Below are 15,685 nucleotides of genomic sequence, written 5' to 3'. Positions count from 1 at the left end.
CTTGCAGCCGTTTCGGGCCGAAAGCTGAAAATCAGCTTCCGACGACCTCCAGCTTGAACTTGGCGGTCACGTCGGGATGCAGGTTCACGACGATGTCGTGCTTGCCCGTGCTCTTGACGTGAGCCTTCGGCAGATCGATGCTGCGCTTGTCGACGACCGGTCCACCGGCAGCCTTGAGTGCAGAAGCGACGTCCGACGCGGTGACCGAGCCGAACAGCTTGCCCGAGTCGCCGGCAGTCTTGACAGACAGCGTGACGGACTCGAGGCCCTCGATGGCCTGCTTCAGCTCGTTGGCGTGCTCGAGGCCGCGAACGGCCCGAGCTTCCTGAGCGCGGCGAATGCCGTCGACCTGCTTCTGAGCTCCACGGGTGGCCTGGATGGCCAATCCGCGGGGCAGCAGGAAGTTACGGCCGTAGCCGTCCTTGACCTCTACGGTGTCGCCAGGCGCACCGAGGTTGTCCACATCAGCGGTGAGGATCAGTTTCATACCAATCGCCCCTTTCTATCGAGCCGTCGCGGCGTAAGGCAGCAGTGCTACCTCACGCGAGTTCTTCACGGCAACGGCCACGTCACGCTGATGCTGGACGCAGTTGCCGGTGACACGGCGAGCACGGATCTTTCCGCGATCGCTGACGTACTTACGCAGCAACGTCGTGTCCTTGTAATCGATCGCCGTGTTCTTTTCCTTGCAGAAGGAACACGCCTTCTTCTTGAGCACCTTGTCGCGCAATGGCGGTTTGGGCATGGGTCTTTCTCCGTTACATCTGGTTGTTCTCGATCGAAGGATCTAGAACGGTGGCTCTTCGTCTCCGCCACGTCCGCCGAAGGAGCCCGACGCCGCCGGGGCACTGCCCCAGGGATCGTCTCCACCGGAACCGGAGTTGGACGAGGAGTTCGAGCGGCCGCCGCCCGATCCGCCGGAGGAACCCGAGCCGGAGTTGAAGCCGCCTCCGCCGCCACCTCCACCGCGATTGGCCTTGTTGACCTTTGCGGTGGCGTAGCGAAGTGAAGGTCCGATCTCGTCGACTTCGAGCTCGACGACTGTCCGCTTCTCACCCTCGCGCGTCTCGTACGAACGCTGCCGCAGCCGTCCGCTCACGATCACTCGTGAGCCTCGGGTCAGACTCTCGGCAACGTTCTCCGCTGCCTCGCGCCAGATGTTGCAGCGCATGAAGAGCGCGTCGCCGTCTTTCCATTCGTTCGTCTGACGATCGAATGTGCGCGGGGTGGATGCAACCGTGAAGTTGGCAACTGCCGCACCGGCGGGGGTGAATCGAAGTTCTGGATCAGCCGTCAAGTTTCCGATGACGGTGATGACGGTCTCGCCTGCCATGGTTCCTCTTTCAGTAGTAAGCGTTGTGAGTGCCAGCCTAGGGCCGGACACCGACAATTACTTGCCCTGTCGCAGGACCTTCGTACGCAACACGGACTCGTTGAGTCCGAGCTGACGATCCAGCTCGCTGACGGTGGCAGGCTCGGCGTTGAGGTTCACAACGGCGTAGATGCCCTCGGCATGCTTGAGGATCTCGTAAGCCAGACGACGCTTGCCCCATACATCGACCTTGTCGACGGTGCCGCCATCCTTGCGAACGACGTTGAGGAACGTATCGAGCGACGGAGCGACAGTGCGCTCGTCCAGATTGGGGTCGAGAATGACCATCAATTCGTAATGACGCATAAGACCTCATCACCTCCTGTGGACTAGTGAAAACGGCCACGGACTATCCGTGGCAGGAGGGTCGTTGCGTCAGCAACCCCTCGAAGATACACGACAGGGCCCTGACCTGCTAATTCCCTCTGGGCGCACAGTCGGGCATTCGCTCGTCATACTCTTGCACCATGCGATCCGGGGTCCGCGCCAGTCCGACGACGGTTGTCGTGGTCGTCGCGATGGCAGCAATCGGGTTGATTCTGGGATATCTGAACAAGGCCCGCTGCGCCGTCGCACCGTTCGACGAGTCCGGACGCAGCACGGTGTTCGACGTCATCAAGGACTCGTCCGTCTGCTACTCCGACATCCAGTTCCTGTGGCTCGGCCGCGATATCGACAATCACATATTTCCCTACATCCACGGGGCCATCACGAGCGACGGAATCCTCACCGGAGGGACGGTCGAGTATCCGGTTCTGAGCGGTCTGCTTATGTGGCTCGGCGCGATCCCGGCCCACACCGACGCGCAGTTCCTGTTGACCTCGGCACTGATCCTTGCGCCGTTCGGGCTTCTCACCGCTTGGATGCTCGGGCGGATGGCCGGCTGGCCGGCGCTGCTGTGGTCCATCTCCCCACCCCTGGTGATGTATGCCTTCCACAACTGGGAGCTACCGGTCGTCGCGTCTGCGGTAGGTGCGATCTTCGTCATGACATTGCCGATTGCATTGCGACGCAAGGCAATTGTGGCTTCGGTACTGCTAGCGATCGGCTTCTGCCTCAAGATCTATCCAGGCGCATTCGTGCTCCCTCTCATTGCCTATGTCGTCACCGGCGGAACGAACGGTCGAGAAAAACCGGAGACCGTCCGTGGCCGCTACGACATACGCGGCGGCCTGCAGGTCGCCGGAGCCGCGATCGCCACCGTGGTCGCAGTCAACCTGCCGTTCGCCGTCATCGGTTACGAGGGCTGGCGCGCGTCCTTCACCTTCCAGTCGCTGCGCCAGGCGGACCTGACGACCAATTCCATCTGGTACTGGGGGCTGCGCCACTTCTACGTCAACGACCGCATGACGCCCGACGCGTACAACGACGCCGAAGCGTCGTTCCAGAAAGTCGTCGACGTGGCGTCGCCGCTCCTGGTGTTCGTCGCGTTCGCGCTCGCGCTGTGGCTCGGCTTCCGGCGCGCGAACGCGATCGGCACCTATCCCTGGGTTGCCGTGAGCGGGTCGATGCTGTGCGGCTTCATGCTGCTCCACAAGGTGCACTCACCCCAGTACACGCTGTGGCTGCTTCCCTTCCTCGTGTTGCTTCGGATCCCCTGGGGGATCGTCGCCGCGTACTTGATGGTCGATCTGTCGATGGGGATCGGCGTGTTCAAGTACTTCGCTGCGCTGGCCTCCGGCGTCGACGCCAACGACGAGGAATTCTTCGTCCTCGTCGGAGTCTGGGGGCGAGCGCTGCTGCTGGTGGTGCTGTTCGTGATGTTCGCCCGCGCTCGCCTGCGGTTTGCCCAACCGGGCGAAACCGACTCGGAGTCGGTAACGTCGCCCCGTCCGTCGACGACATCTGTGACGGCATCACCGAGGCACTAGAGCTTCGGTAGAACAGGGCGCTGGGGAAAAGGGCGCAGAGCGGGGCGGGGACATGGCACAGGTGTCGCAATCTCAGGGAAGTACCGAGGACGGCACTGCCGCGGTACGTCGCATCGGTTTGATCGAGGACCACGAATCCGTCGCGCTCGGCCTCAAGGCCATGCTGGCGGACGAACCCGATCTCGATCTCGTGATCATGGCCTCCACCGTGGACGAATTGCTCGCCCACCGAGAGCAGCTCGACCTGGTGGTACTCGATCTGCGACTCGGCGACGGATCGTCTCCGCGCTCGAACGTGGAACAGTTGCACGCCGCGGGATCACGAGTGCTGGTGTACACCGGTGCCGAGAACGCATTCCTGGTTCGGTCCGCGGCACGCGCGGGAGTTCTCGGCGTGGTGCGCAAGTCCGCGCCCGCATCGGCCATCGTGTCTGCGATCCGGCGAGCCGCGAGCGGCGGGCAGGTGGTCACCACGGACTGGGCCGCGGCGATCGACGGCGATCCACAACTGCCCGACGTCGGTCTGAGCCCACGTCAACGCGAGGTGCTCGCCCTGTACGCGTCGGGCGAGAAGGCAGGACGCGTCGCACGCCTGGCCGGACTGTCGGAACAGACCGTGAACGACTACCTCGTGCGCATCCGCAACAAATACGCCGAGGCGGGGCGTCCGGCACCGACCAAAACCGACCTGTACAAACGCGCGGTCGAAGACGGGTGGCTCCCGATGCCCGAGCTCCCCTCGCAGGACTGATGACCGTTCGGAACGCGATTCATGACGCATCCTCGGAGTTGACGGTTCAAATGCCCATAGAAATCAGGGCAGCGAGTCTGTGATCGACCTGTGAGAATGAGTCGACTCAGGTTTAGACCGTCTCAACCTGCCTCGGCCCTCGGGAGAACTGATGTCCGCACTGCTCGATCCCATGCCCTCGGAACACAGCGACTCCATCTCGGCCGCACCGCTCGCTCGCGGACTGATCAGCTTGGTGCCGCCCGCTGATCAGCTGGACACGTTCCCCACGCGGCCCGGCCTGACCGACCGTGAGATCGAGGTACTGCTCTGCTGGATTCGCCTCGACTCCAAGACCGAGGTCGCCAAGGCACTGTTCCTGTCGCTGGGAACCGTCAACACCCACTTGACGCGCATCCGCGCGAAATACACCTCTGTCGGACGGTCCGCCCCGACCAAGGCCGCCCTGGTGGCCCGGGCCCTGCAGGACGGACTCGTCGACATCTCGGAGCTGTAAGTCTTCGAGCTGTTGTGGTTCGAAGCGAAGGTCAGACGTGGACTTCGGTGTCCAAGCCTTCGCTCTCGAGACGCTTGTTGCGTCGGATGCTGCTGATCAGTGCCGCACCGATGAAGAGGATTCCGACGAAGCCGGTGATCAGTTCGTTGATGTGAACGCCGATCGACACGAGCAGGATGAGGGCCAAGGCACCGATTGCCCAGTGCGCGCCGTGCTCGAGGTACACGTAGTCCGACAACGTTCCCTTGCGAACGAGGAACACCGTGATCGAGCGAACGAACATGGCACCGATGAAGCCGAGGCCGAGCGCGATGATGATCGGGTCCGCGGTGATGGCGAAGGCTCCGATGACACCGTCGAACGAGAACGACGCGTCGAGGACCTCGAGGTAGAGGAACAGGAAGAAGCCGGCCTTGCCGGTCGCCTTCGCCAGTTCGCTCGGGCCGCCGGAGGACTCTTCGCCCTCTTCCTCGATGTGGAACAGTTCGCCGAGACCGTTGACGGCAATGTACGTGATCATGCCGAGCACGCCGGAGACCATGACGGTGGAAATCTTGTCGTCGTCGGCGAGGAATTCGGCGCTGAGCACGAGCAGCAGGCCCGCGACGACAACGGACAGCTGATCGAGGCGACCGATCCGGGCGAGAGGCTTCTCCAGCCAGCTCAGCCAGGTGATCTCGCGATCCTCGAAGATGAAGCCGAGGAAGAGCATCAGCAGGAACATGCCGCCGAAGGCTGCGATCTGCGGATGTGCGTCGGTGAGGAGCGTTTCGTAACTGGGCGAACCGTCCGGGAAGGTCGCGGCACCGTCGGCGGGCGGGTTGAGTGCCAGGTCGATGGCGGCGACCGGACCGAGGCCCGACGCGGCCCAGACGATGACCAGCGGGAACAGCAACCGCATGCCGAACACGGCGATGACGATGCCGATGGTGAGGAAGATCTTCTGCCAGAACTCACTCATCCGTCGCAACACGGTGGCGTTGATGACGGCGTTGTCGAAGGACAGGGACACTTCGAGCACGCCGAGGATGAGGACGAGAATCATCGCCTCGAGTCCGCCGTACAAGAAGGCCACGATGACGGACACGATGGTGACCGCAATCGACCAGCCGAAGATTCTCATAACCACGTCAGTGGCCTTTCTGGCTAGGAGCAGAGCCCGCAGGCGCGACCAAGTTGGGGGACGAAACGGAAAAACCCCCGCCCATCATGAATGACGAGGCGGGGGTATCCCCAATCTTGGGAATGCCTTTACTAGACGTTTACTCCGAAGTCCCGGGCGATGCCTGCGAGTCCGGACGCGTAGCCCTGGCCGACTGCGCGGAACTTCCACTCCGCGCCGTTGCGGTACAGCTCGCCGAAGACCATCGCGGTCTCGGTCGAGGCATCCTCGCTGAGGTCGTAGCGAGCAAGCTCGGAGTTGTCGGCCTGGTTGATGACGCGGATGAACGCGTTGCGCACCTGACCGAACGACTGCGAGCGAGCGTCCGCATCGTAGATCGACACGGGGAACGTGATGGTCTCGATCTCCGGCGGCACAGCGGCGAGATCGACCTTGATCTGCTCGTCGTCTCCGTCGCCTTCACCGGTCGTGTTGTCCCCGGTGTGCTCGATGGAGCCGTCGGGAGACTTCAAGTTGTTGAAGAACACGAAGTGCCCGTCGCTCAGGGCCTTCTTCGTCGAGTTCAATGCGATGGCGCTGGCATCGAGGTCGAAGTCGGTGCCCGTCGTCGTGCGGATGTCCCAACCGAGGCCGACCACGACCGCGGTCAGGTTCGGTGCTGCCTTGGTGAGCGAGACATTGCCACCCTTGCTGAGGCTGACGCCCATTGAGAGGTCCTTTCGCAATTGGTTTCCCGTTACGGGTACAACCGTAGTGGGAATGTCCGGTTTCTGGACGTACTCGACCAACGAGCGCGGTGATGCGGAGGTTCCCGTCGGTAGTATCGAACAGGTGACAAGTCGCTGGCCTGGGGTGTTTCGCCGAGGTTCCGAATCGGACGCCGCCGCGCGTCGTTCCCAGGACGCCGCTGTCGCCGCCTTTCTCGACATGGACAAGCGACAGTCCATCGCATCCGCCGGCGTCGAGGCATCCACCGCGCTGCGCCCGGAAGACGGACTCGCCCGCCGATGGTTCGATACCGAGAAGCTGTGTTTCGACGCGGGAGCGGCGTATCTCGCTGCCGTCGAACAGTTCGACGGAATCACCACTGCCGCCGCCAGGTCGGCATTCGACAACGCGACGCGGCTGCTCCACGACGCCAGCGTCGCCGTCGATCGTTTCTACGAGGCTCATCGCAGCACTCTCGAGCACGCCTCGGCACAGTTCGCGGCCACCCCGCGCCTGGTGCAGGACGCACTGGCCGAGGCGGACGCTGCGCGGTCCACCGTCGACGAGCAGTACGCCACCTATCCATCACTGCGGCAGGCCTGGAACGAACTGGATGCCGCCACAACACAATTGAACGATGTTCGACGGGATCCGCTGCGTGCGCGAGAGCAGGCCGCCGTCGTCAGGGACAGGTCCACTGCGTTGCGCGAGGCGGTTCGCTCGGCTCCCGGACGCCAGCAGGAGGCCCGGACCGCACTGGTCTCGGTGCGGACCCGAATCGAAGCCGTACGAACGAGATCCGAGGGCATCGCGCCGGCCTTCTCGAGTTTGCTCCGCGAATTCAATGCCAAGAGCTCGGCAGATCTATCGCACAACGAACGATCGAGCACGCGCCACATCGAACAGGCCGACGAGGATCTGCGAGCGGCCCGTTCGGCGCTCGACACGGGCAACCCCGAGCAGGCCTTGGATCTCGTCGCCCAGGCCCGGTCGCACCTGACCGATGCCGAGCACCTGGTCGACGCCGTCACCGATCGAGTTCGCCTGCTGCGCGCACTCAAAGCCGATCCGAGCGAGACCGAGAACAAGGTCCGGTTCAAACTTCGTGACGCTCAACAACTCGCGATCAATCGCGGTCTGGTTGCCGAATGGGGCTCGGTGCTGGATGCTCAGCTCGCCCGGATCGACAGGGCGAGCAACGCACTGACGGGTACTCATCCCGACTACTGGTCATATCTGCAGGATCTGGCTACCATTTCGGACTTCATCGCAGGCGTGATCGAACGCATGCGCAGCTAGCACCGACCGCATTCACACGAAGGATCATGGTGCAACACTTTCGCCATCTCGACGCCGACACCCGCGAACGCATGTTCTTCCTGCAACCGGAGGACATCGCGGTCAGCGACGGAAACAACGTCGTAGCAACAGCACTCGGTGCAACGCTGTACATTCCCGCGACCCGTGCGGACCTGACCGCGACGGTGCACAAGCGCACCGACGAGGGCGTTCGATCGATCGTGATCGATCTCGAAGATGCAGTCGCAGATCATGATCTGCAGTACGCGGTGGAGAACACCATCCGAACTCTGAACGAACTTTCGGGTTCGAATGCACTGGTGTTCGTCCGAGCCCGCACGGCCCAACAGATTCGGACGGTCTGCGCCGGTCTGGCTCCCGGGGCCGCAGGACTTGCCGGATTCGTCGTACCGAAGTTCACCTCGGCAACCGGAGCCGAGTACCTCGACGAGATTCTCGCCGCGTCCACCGCGCACGACACCCGCTTGTTGGCGATGCCGGTTCTCGAGTCGGCCGAGGTGGTCCACCGCGAAACACGCGACACCGAACTCGTTGCCATCCGGGAACTACTGGGAAAATACCGAGACATCGTGCTGGCCGTCCGCATCGGAGCCACCGATATGTGCGGCACCTTCGGCATTCGCCGCGACCGTGACCTGACGATCTACGACGTCCGCGTCGTAGCCGACGTCATCAGCGCGATCGTCAATCACCTGGGCCGCAACGACGGATCGGGATTCGTCATCACCGGGCCGGTGTGGGAGTACTTCGCAGACCACGAACGCATGTTCCGGCCACTGCTGCGTCAGACGCCGTTCGTCGACCAGGAGGCCGTGCGCTTCCGGCAGCAACTGGTCAGCAGCGACTTGGACGCACTGCTGCGCGAGGTCGCCCTCGACCGCGCCAACGGTATCCAGGGCAAGACGGTCATTCATCCATCCCACGTTCCTGCCGTGCACGCATTGTCCGCAGTGACGCACGAGGAATACCACGACGCCCTCGACATTCTGGCCTCCGATCAGGGCGGCGCGCAGGCCTCCGGCTACCGGAACAAGATGAACGAGCTGGGACCACATCGCAATTGGGCGAAACAGACGATGGTTCGCGCCCGGGCATTCGGGGTCACCAACGAAGGGATCACGTTCGTGGACCTCCTGACGGCGCTGGCTCAGCGATGACCGACAACCCGGCCGACGGCATCGTCCTGACCGACACCGGCTCCTCGTCGTCGTGGACGGCACGACAACTGGTGCGCCCCGGCCTACGCCGCAATCCCCGACGGGCACATCTGTTGGTGTCCACTGTGCTCGGCAAACACATACCCGTGGATCCGGACGTCGTCATCGGTGCCGGCGAAGAATTGGCCGGCCTGGTCGCTGCGGCGGTCGGCGGCTCCGACATCGATGTTCTCGGATTCGCGGAGACGGCAACGGGATTGGGGCACACGGTGGCAACCGCCCTCGATGCGCGCTGCTATGTGCACTCGACCCGCCGCACGGTACCGGGCATGACGGTGCACGGAGAGTTCGAGGAAGGGCACTCGCACGCCACCGACCATCTGCTGATGCCGACCTCGGCGGACCTGCTCGGCGGCGAACTACCCCTCGTTCTCGTCGACGACGAGATCTCGACCGGAGCCACCGCGCTCGATGCGCTCCGCCAGATCCATTCCACGGCTGCGCGTTCCCACTACGTCATCGCATCCCTGGTGGACATGCGTACCGCCGAGCATCTCGACGCGACCGCAGCAACGGCCACCGAACTGGGCGTCGTGATCGACAACGTCAGCCTCGCTCAGGGATCGGTCGAGCTGGAACCCGGGCTCGTGGAGACGGTTCTGAGCCTCCCCGATCCGACGTTCAATCCGGTTGCTACACAACCCGGTTCGGTACGCCACATCGACGCGCCCTGGCCCGCAGCTCTACCCGAGGGCGGCCGCCACGGCTTCCTCAGGTCCGATGCGGCCGGGTTCGCCGACGCGATCGAAGCAGTCGCGGCCACCGTCGACGCGTCGCTCCCCGACTCGGGTGCCGTCGTGGTCGTCGGGCACGAGGAGCTGATGTACCTGCCGTTACGCCTGGCGGCAGCGCTGCAACGACGCGGACACAGCGCACTGTTCCAGACGACCACCCGCTCGCCCGCCTACGTACTCGACGTGGCGGGCTACCCACTGCGCCGGGGCTTCGAATTCGCAGCGCCCGAGGACGAATCCTCTCTGCGCTACCTCTACAACGCCGACGCGCCGGCCGACTCGACCCTGGTGTTCGTCGCCGATGCCCCCGCGGATACCGACGCACTCACCGCCGCGGCGGAGACACTCGCGGCGGCGGGCACCGACGTGCTGGTCGTGGTCGTGACCGGTGCCGATCCGCAGGCGCTCGAGATCGCCAGGCGCGCCCGTCCGCTGCGTGGGCCCGAGTTCGGCTCGTACGCGCCGGACGAGGTGACCTGGCTACTGAAAGACCTGTCGGACGTCTCGCTGGAAGCAGCAACGGCGGAGCGCGAGAGGGCGATTCAGGCCGGCACGGCGCACTATGCCGAATCGCTGCCGGTCGAATACCAACCCGATCTTGCGTATCGCGAACTGTTCGAGAAGGTACTGCACGACAGTGCGGCGCGGCTCGCGGTCGCCGTTGGAACCGTCACCGAGGTGGTGCTCGCCGAGCGCGGACACGACATCGTGCTCGCGTCACTGGCCCGGGCCGGTACTCCGGTGGGAATTCTGATGCGGCGCTGGGCTTTCGCCGCCCACGGCATCGAGATACCGCACTACGCCGTCTCGATCGTGCGTGATCGGGGTATCGACAGCGTCGCTCTGCGCTACCTCGCCGAGCACCACGATTCACGCTCGGTGGTGTTCGTGGACGGCTGGACCGGCAAAGGTGCCATCGCACGCGAACTCACAGCGGCACTACGCGACTTCCCTGGGGCGGACTTCGACGACGATCTGGCCGTGCTCGCCGATCCCGGACACTGCGCTCGCACCTACGGGACCCGAGACGACTTCCTCATCGCATCGGCCTGCCTGAATTCGACCGTCTCGGGCCTCGTTTCGCGAACTGTACTCAACGACAGTCTTATCCGGCCGGGTGATTTCCACGGCGCGAAATACTACGCAGACCTGGCTCCCGACGATGTGTCGCGGCACCTACTCGACGCGGTGACGGCTCGATTCGACGACGTGCGTGACGAGGTCGCGGAGACAGTGTCGTCGGTGCTCGCGTCCGACAGAACTCCCACCTGGTCGGGATGGGCATCGGTGGAGAAGGTCCGCCAGGAGTACGGCATCTCGCACGTCAACTTCGTCAAGCCCGGTGTCGGCGAGACCACGCGGGTGCTGCTACGCCGAGTACCGTGGCGCGTGTTGGTGCGCGACGCGAATGCTCCGGAGCATCAACATATTCGGATGCTCGCCGAAGCCAGGGGAGTACCGGTCGACGTGGTACCCGACCTCGCCTACTCGTGCATGGGTCTGATCAAGAACGTCTCGACCGAGGATGCCTCGTGAGCGCCCTCGTCGCCGTCGACCTCGATCGCACGATGATCTTCTCCGAAGGCGCGCTCGGTGTGCCACTGGACGAGACGTTCGAGTGCGTGGAGGTGTACGAGGGTAAACCGTTGTCGTACATGAGCACTCGGTCGATGTCGCTCCTCCGCGGGTTGAGCGAGAGCGTCACCGTGGTTCCGACGACGACGCGAACCATCGAACAGTTCCAGCGTATCGACCTGCCGGGTGCCCCGTGGCGGTACGCCATCACCAGCAACGGTGGCAACATTCTCGTCGACGGTGAGCCGGATACGGCCTGGCGCAAGGGCTTCGATCTGGACCTGGCCGGCATCGGCGCAGAGTTGAGATCGAGGGTCTCCGAAGACTGGGTGCTCAAATACCGCGAGGCCGACGGCCTGTTCTGCTACCTCGTCGTCGACGTCACCGCCGTCCCGCCGGACTTCGTCTCGGACTGGTCGCAGTGGTGCGCGGCACGCGACTGGAACGTGTCCCAGCAAGGCCGCAAGATTTACACGATGCCCAACGCGGTGTGCAAGAGCTCCGCGGTCGCCGAGGTCCGATCCAGGCTGATCCACGACGGCGCTCTGGACCCCGAGGCCGGCGTGTTCGCGGCCGGTGACGGCGCGCTGGACGCCGAGATGCTCATGGCCGCCGACGAGGCCGTTCGGCCGCGGCACGGCGAGCTGGAACTGCTGGGGTTCACCCGCCCCGGGTTGACCGTCACCGATTCCTCCGGCGTGCGGGCCAGCGAGGAAATTCTCGAGTGGCTGCGGAACCGAACCACAGCGCACCGCGTCTAACAGTTCGTCGGGGGGGACAGGCGCGTGGCAAGGGGTGGGCATGGCGAATCCGTACGAGGAACTCGAAGCGACGATCGACGGGATAGTCACCAACATATTCGTGACCCCGGTGGGGCCCGAGCTGGTCGGCACCATGCTCGGGGAGGCGTTCGAGAAAGCGAACGGAGCCTTCGACTACCGCGGTGACTACGAACCCAACGAAGTGACGATCACCGAACCGTTCGAGGTGATGTCACACGAGGACATCGCGGGCATGGTCGGGTCTCTGGCCATCGGCCCCATCGCGACCTCGTCCAAGAACTGGAACGACCTCTCGGCCGCCGCCGGCTCCGGATCCGACGGCTTCCGAACGGGTATCGAGGCGGCCATGGCGTCGGGCTGGTCCGGGCCGATGTCCGACGCCGTGCGCGGCGGCGTGGGCGATTACGTCTCGTCCGCGTCCGCGCTGGCCACGTCGATGAGTCTGATCGGGAACAAGCTGCTCGAAGCGCACGCAGGATTCGAGCAGACCAAGTCGAGAATGCCGCCGGTGGTCGCATCCGAGGCCAGCACCCTGATCGGTTCCCTGCTCCCCGTTCCGTTCGCCACGAAAACGGCGACGGCAGTGCAGGAGGAACAGCAGAACGAAGCGCGTCGGATCATGCGATCGGTGTACGTACCGGGCGTGGTGCTGTCCGACACCAACGTTCCGGTGCTGCCGACGGCGCACAATCCCGTCGACGGCGGAGGCGGTGGTTCCACCGGCGGCTGGGCAGGCGGTTTCCCGGCAGGCAGTTTCCCGGCCGCCAGTGGGAGCGGCGGTGCGACGTCCGGTGGGGGCGCAGGCTCGGCAGGAACCGTCGATCCCGCAGCGCAGTCGGCTGCGCAGCAGACCGATGCCGGCACCGCGACGCCTGGGCAATCGGACACCGGGCAACCGGGTTCGAGTCCATCCGGACCGCTGCCGCCTGCAGATCGATCCGGGGAAACCCGGGCCGCCGCAGCCGGTGGCCCCGGAAATGCTCCCGGGGGACTCGGAAGCAACGTGGGAGGCGGCGGTTCCTCGGGGACAGGCTCCCCGGGTGCCGGCTACGGCGGCTCGGGCTACAACGGCTCCAACTACGGCGGCTCGGGCTACAACGGATCCGGTGGCGGTGTGGGCTCCGGTGCAGGTTTCGGCGGCTCTGTTCTCGGGTCTCCGATCGGTTCCGGCGGTTCCAGCGGCGGCCCGGGCGGCGCGAGTGCGGCGGCGGCCGGTCGAGCAGGGGCTCACGGTATGCCCGGAGTGGGCGGTATGGGCGCGGCGGGAGGTCGTGGCACCGGCGACAACGACGGAGAACACACCACCCCCGGCTATTTGATCGACGTTGGCAACGGCAGCGAACTGATCGGCGACCTGCCACTCGTCGCACCCCCTGTGCTCGGCGGCTGACGGTGACGCAGTGGACCGTGCGCGGCATGGATTTCGCGATGCTCTGCAGTCGTTTCGGACGGGATCGGCTGCCCTACCCTCTGGCCGTCACCGTCGACGTCGATTCCGAGGGTCAGCTCCAACGGCTGCGGCGCGAAGCGTCGGCGAGGATCGACGCGCTGGTGGACGAGCGGCTCGAGGCAGCCATCGGAGTGGTGGTCGACCCCGCTGTGCGCATCGAATGCCGAAGCGACACCCACGATCTCGGGCAGAGCCCGGTCCGCGTTCATGCAGCGGTGACCCATGATCTCGCGGTTGTCCTCACCCAACAACCTGGGCCGGACTGTTCGGTCACGATCGACACGGTGACCCCGGCATCTGCCCCCGTACGGATCGCCGAGTCCGTGCCGACCGTGCAGGCCGGACGCCGTGCGGCCGCCACCCTCGAACACCCCTGCACTGCAACCACATCGAGTGGAGCAATCCTGTCCACGGCCACTCGAAACGCGACTCCGGACGAGAAATTCGAGGCGTTCTTCGCCCGACCGCGATCGGCAGTCGGCGAGGTGATCGTCGCGCGCGGCGCCACCTACGACCACCGCCGCGATACCGATGCCGTCTCGTTCTTCTGGATGGACTTCGACGGGGACGGCCGTTACCTCGTTCGGTCCCACGCGTCGATCGACGTCGTGCCCGCCGATTCCACCCGATTGGTTGCCGAGATCGGGCGACAGTTGGAGTCGGCCTTACGCCGATGACACAGCCCACCCCTTGACACCGTATCGATTTTCGATAGGTTATCGATATTCGTTGTTATCGACTATCGATATGGAGGCGGCGGGATGGCATACGGATTGGGTTCCATGAGGACCAACAAGTGGGCGATGGTGTTCTACGGAGCACTGGCCGTGGGCTGGACCGGCTGGAAAATGTGGAAATACCACTCCTCGGACTACGTCAGCGCGACCGTCGAACCCGAGTGGAACACCCCGCCGGTGGAGTTGTTCGGAGGCCAGCTGCAACCGGGAAACTCGATCGAGCTGAGCGTCCCGAAAGCCGAAATCGTACGACTGCTGGGCTTCATCGACGTGATGCGCTACGGATCCCTCGCCGTCGGACTGGTGATCATCCTGGTGGGCCTGCTGTTCTTCTACCGCTTCTGCGATCGCGTCATCGCCGGGAATCCCTTCACCAACGCCGCACGCACCGACGTCGTAGTGATCGGCGCGTGCATTCTCGCCTACCCCATCATCACTGGGTTCATGAACATGCTGGGCACCAACAGCGTCGTCGGTGCGCTCGAGCTGAGCGGGACCGTGGACACCGCTCGACCGGCCACCGGTCTCTGGATCGCAATCTTCGTGTCCACGTTCCTGCAATTCGTCTACGCCACCATCGCCCAGGGCTCCAAGCTCGCTCGCGATGCCGATGGTCTGGTCTGATGGCCGAGGAGTTCGTCGACCATCTCGTCGTGTGTCATCTCGGCGAGATCCTCGAAGCCCGCGGCATGACGCTCGCCGAGCTGTCGCGTCTGGCGGGGGTCAGCGTCGTGAATCTGTCGGTACTCAAGAACGACCGCGCCAAGGCCATCCGATTCTCCACCTTGACCGCCGTATGCCGGGTGCTCGGCTGCACCCCTGGCGACCTGTTCACCCTCCGCCAGATCTGACCGACAGGCCTTCGCGGTCACACCAGTCGGACAAATCGACCAAGTACATTGGATGACGGTAACCAGCACTTCGAGAGAGAGTCCACCACATTGTCTGCTCCGGCCGGTCAACCGTTGTCCAAGGGTCAGAACGGCCCCCTCACCGTCGGCGACGTCGTCGTGTCCATCGCCCTGGCGGTGCCGGCCGACCTGTCTGCACTTCTGGTCACCGACGCCGGAAAGGTCCGCACGGACGCCGATTTCGTGTTCTTCAATCAGCCGACCGGTCCCGGTGTCCGCCTCGAACCCGGGCAGGGCGGGCCGGCGCGACTCGCCGTCTCCCTCGGCGCTGTTCCGTCCGACATCGAGCAGATCCGTGCGGTCATCACCCTCGACGACGCGTCGAGCAACTTCGGCCGATCTGCACCCCCGGTCGCGCGGGTCAGCGACACAGCGGGAAATGTGTTGTACGAGTACACGATCGAGGGCCTCAGCTCCGAATCCATCGTCATTGCGCTGGAGATCTACCGCCGCCAGGGGAGCTGGAAAGTTCGTGCCGTCGGGCAGGGTTACGCGGGTGGTTTCGCTGCGTTGGTGACCGATCACGGTGTCTCCGTGGACGACGCGTCCAAGTCGATGTTTGCCGCACGGCCCCCGCCGCCGAACAGTCCACCCTTCTTCGGGGTCGTCACCGGGTCCCAGCCGAGGCCCATGCGAAT

At 64.5% G+C, this 15,685-nt stretch carries 18 protein-coding genes; 12 read left to right on the top strand and 6 right to left on the bottom strand.

The features are described 5' to 3' along the window. Nucleotides 1-31: 31 nt before the first annotated feature. From rplI to rpsF, 4 genes are read right to left on the bottom strand one after another with little or no spacing between them, the layout of a single operon-like run. A complete protein-coding gene (gene rplI / locus CH262_RS22470; protein ID WP_027495081.1) occupies nucleotides 32-487 on the bottom strand; it encodes a 50S ribosomal protein L9 in 456 nt (151 codons plus the stop codon). A 15-nt stretch (nucleotides 488-502) separates the two neighbouring features. Beyond that, nucleotides 503-745, bottom strand: coding sequence for a 30S ribosomal protein S18 (gene rpsR, locus CH262_RS22465; RefSeq protein WP_027495080.1), 243 nt, complete (start codon nucleotides 743-745; stop codon nucleotides 503-505). Between the two features lie 42 nt (nucleotides 746-787). Next, nucleotides 788-1,333: a single-stranded DNA-binding protein gene (locus CH262_RS22460; RefSeq protein WP_027495079.1), complete on the bottom strand. Its 546-nt coding sequence runs from the start codon at nucleotides 1,331-1,333 to the stop codon at nucleotides 788-790. A 57-nt stretch (nucleotides 1,334-1,390) separates the two neighbouring features. Beyond that, entirely contained in the window at nucleotides 1,391-1,678 is a 288-nt protein-coding gene (gene rpsF / locus CH262_RS22455) for a 30S ribosomal protein S6 (protein WP_008711385.1), read from the bottom strand. Nucleotides 1,679-1,839: 161 nt separating this feature from the next. On the opposite strand from rpsF, the gene CH262_RS22450 reads away from it, so the two are divergent. From CH262_RS22450 to CH262_RS22440, 3 genes are all read left to right on the top strand, one after another. Then, nucleotides 1,840-3,243: a glycosyltransferase family 87 protein gene (locus CH262_RS22450; RefSeq protein ID WP_032385212.1), complete on the top strand. Its 1,404-nt coding sequence runs from the start codon at nucleotides 1,840-1,842 to the stop codon at nucleotides 3,241-3,243. Nucleotides 3,244-3,295: 52 nt separating this feature from the next. Next, a complete protein-coding gene (locus tag CH262_RS22445) occupies nucleotides 3,296-3,994 on the top strand; it encodes a response regulator transcription factor (protein ID WP_048318943.1) in 699 nt (232 codons plus the stop codon). Nucleotides 3,995-4,145: 151 nt separating this feature from the next. Further along, complete coding sequence (locus CH262_RS22440; protein WP_032385213.1) at nucleotides 4,146-4,490, top strand: response regulator transcription factor; 345 nt, start codon at nucleotides 4,146-4,148, stop codon at nucleotides 4,488-4,490. A gap of 31 nt (nucleotides 4,491-4,521) precedes the next feature. Here the strand turns inward: CH262_RS22440 and CH262_RS22435 are convergent, their stop codons facing one another. Further along, entirely contained in the window at nucleotides 4,522-5,619 is a 1,098-nt protein-coding gene (locus tag CH262_RS22435; RefSeq protein ID WP_032385214.1) for a DUF475 domain-containing protein, read from the bottom strand. Nucleotides 5,620-5,744: 125 nt separating this feature from the next. Further along, on the bottom strand, nucleotides 5,745-6,320 hold the full coding sequence (locus tag CH262_RS22430) for a TerD family protein (protein WP_027495074.1): 576 nt from the start codon (nucleotides 6,318-6,320) through the stop codon (nucleotides 5,745-5,747). A gap of 220 nt (nucleotides 6,321-6,540) precedes the next feature. Here CH262_RS22430 and CH262_RS22425 point away from each other — a divergent pair, with 220 nt between their 5' ends. From CH262_RS22425 to CH262_RS22385, 9 genes are all read left to right on the top strand, one after another. Then, entirely contained in the window at nucleotides 6,541-7,620 is a 1,080-nt protein-coding gene (locus CH262_RS22425; protein ID WP_032385399.1) for a hypothetical protein, read from the top strand. 29 nt (nucleotides 7,621-7,649) lie between these two features. Further along, entirely contained in the window at nucleotides 7,650-8,798 is a 1,149-nt protein-coding gene (locus CH262_RS22420) for an HpcH/HpaI aldolase/citrate lyase family protein (protein ID WP_032367983.1), read from the top strand. Next, a complete protein-coding gene (locus CH262_RS22415; RefSeq protein WP_080731796.1) occupies nucleotides 8,795-11,128 on the top strand; it encodes a phosphoribosyltransferase in 2,334 nt (777 codons plus the stop codon). Before CH262_RS22420 ends, CH262_RS22415 begins: the two co-directional genes overlap by 4 nt. After that, nucleotides 11,125-11,928, top strand: coding sequence for a hypothetical protein (locus CH262_RS22410; RefSeq protein WP_032385215.1), 804 nt, complete (start codon nucleotides 11,125-11,127; stop codon nucleotides 11,926-11,928). The genes CH262_RS22415 and CH262_RS22410 overlap by 4 nt, the downstream gene beginning before the upstream one ends. A gap of 40 nt (nucleotides 11,929-11,968) precedes the next feature. Then, complete coding sequence (locus CH262_RS28360) at nucleotides 11,969-13,339, top strand: PPE domain-containing protein (protein ID WP_052056591.1); 1,371 nt, start codon at nucleotides 11,969-11,971, stop codon at nucleotides 13,337-13,339. Nucleotides 13,340-13,341: 2 nt separating this feature from the next. Further along, nucleotides 13,342-14,076 carry an ESX secretion-associated protein EspG gene (locus tag CH262_RS22400; RefSeq protein WP_032385216.1) on the top strand — a complete coding sequence of 245 codons (735 nt, stop codon included), beginning with the start codon at nucleotides 13,342-13,344 and terminating at the stop codon, nucleotides 14,074-14,076. A gap of 105 nt (nucleotides 14,077-14,181) precedes the next feature. Then, complete coding sequence (locus CH262_RS22395) at nucleotides 14,182-14,760, top strand: hypothetical protein (RefSeq protein WP_256988925.1); 579 nt, start codon at nucleotides 14,182-14,184, stop codon at nucleotides 14,758-14,760. Continuing rightward, on the top strand, nucleotides 14,760-14,987 hold the full coding sequence (locus CH262_RS22390) for a helix-turn-helix domain-containing protein (RefSeq protein WP_027495068.1): 228 nt from the start codon (nucleotides 14,760-14,762) through the stop codon (nucleotides 14,985-14,987). The genes CH262_RS22395 and CH262_RS22390 overlap by 1 nt, the downstream gene beginning before the upstream one ends. 90 nt (nucleotides 14,988-15,077) lie before the next feature. Continuing rightward, nucleotides 15,078-15,685 (top strand): TerD family protein (locus tag CH262_RS22385; protein WP_256988924.1); only part of this gene is annotated, 608 nt, incomplete at its 3' end.

The sequence above is a fragment of the Rhodococcus sp. 05-2255-1e genome (genome assembly GCF_002259025.1).
In the GTDB taxonomy this organism is placed as follows: domain Bacteria; phylum Actinomycetota; class Actinomycetes; order Mycobacteriales; family Mycobacteriaceae; genus Rhodococcoides; species Rhodococcoides fascians.
This window is presented reverse-complemented; position numbering and strand designations above follow the sequence as displayed.

What these genes read in the sequence shown, in the direction of transcription:
- rplI (WP_027495081.1), bottom strand. Translation starts at nt 487, where the DNA reads ATGAAACTGATCCTCACCGCTGATGTGGACAACCTCGGTGCGCCTGGC.
- rpsR (WP_027495080.1), bottom strand. Translation starts at nt 745, where the DNA reads ATGCCCAAACCGCCATTGCGCGACAAGGTGCTCAAGAAGAAGGCGTGT.
- CH262_RS22460 (WP_027495079.1), bottom strand. Translation starts at nt 1,333, where the DNA reads ATGGCAGGCGAGACCGTCATCACCGTCATCGGAAACTTGACGGCTGAT.
- rpsF (WP_008711385.1), bottom strand. Translation starts at nt 1,678, where the DNA reads ATGCGTCATTACGAATTGATGGTCATTCTCGACCCCAATCTGGACGAG.
- CH262_RS22450 (WP_032385212.1), top strand. Translation starts at nt 1,840, where the DNA reads ATGCGATCCGGGGTCCGCGCCAGTCCGACGACGGTTGTCGTGGTCGTC.
- CH262_RS22445 (WP_048318943.1), top strand. Translation starts at nt 3,296, where the DNA reads ATGGCACAGGTGTCGCAATCTCAGGGAAGTACCGAGGACGGCACTGCC.
- CH262_RS22440 (WP_032385213.1), top strand. Translation starts at nt 4,146, where the DNA reads ATGTCCGCACTGCTCGATCCCATGCCCTCGGAACACAGCGACTCCATC.
- CH262_RS22430 (WP_027495074.1), bottom strand. Translation starts at nt 6,320, where the DNA reads ATGGGCGTCAGCCTCAGCAAGGGTGGCAATGTCTCGCTCACCAAGGCA.
- CH262_RS22425 (WP_032385399.1), top strand. Translation starts at nt 6,541, where the DNA reads ATGGACAAGCGACAGTCCATCGCATCCGCCGGCGTCGAGGCATCCACC.
- CH262_RS22415 (WP_080731796.1), top strand. Translation starts at nt 8,795, where the DNA reads ATGACCGACAACCCGGCCGACGGCATCGTCCTGACCGACACCGGCTCC.
- CH262_RS28360 (WP_052056591.1), top strand. Translation starts at nt 11,969, where the DNA reads ATGGCGAATCCGTACGAGGAACTCGAAGCGACGATCGACGGGATAGTC.
- CH262_RS22395 (WP_256988925.1), top strand. Translation starts at nt 14,182, where the DNA reads ATGAGGACCAACAAGTGGGCGATGGTGTTCTACGGAGCACTGGCCGTG.
- CH262_RS22390 (WP_027495068.1), top strand. Translation starts at nt 14,760, where the DNA reads ATGGCCGAGGAGTTCGTCGACCATCTCGTCGTGTGTCATCTCGGCGAG.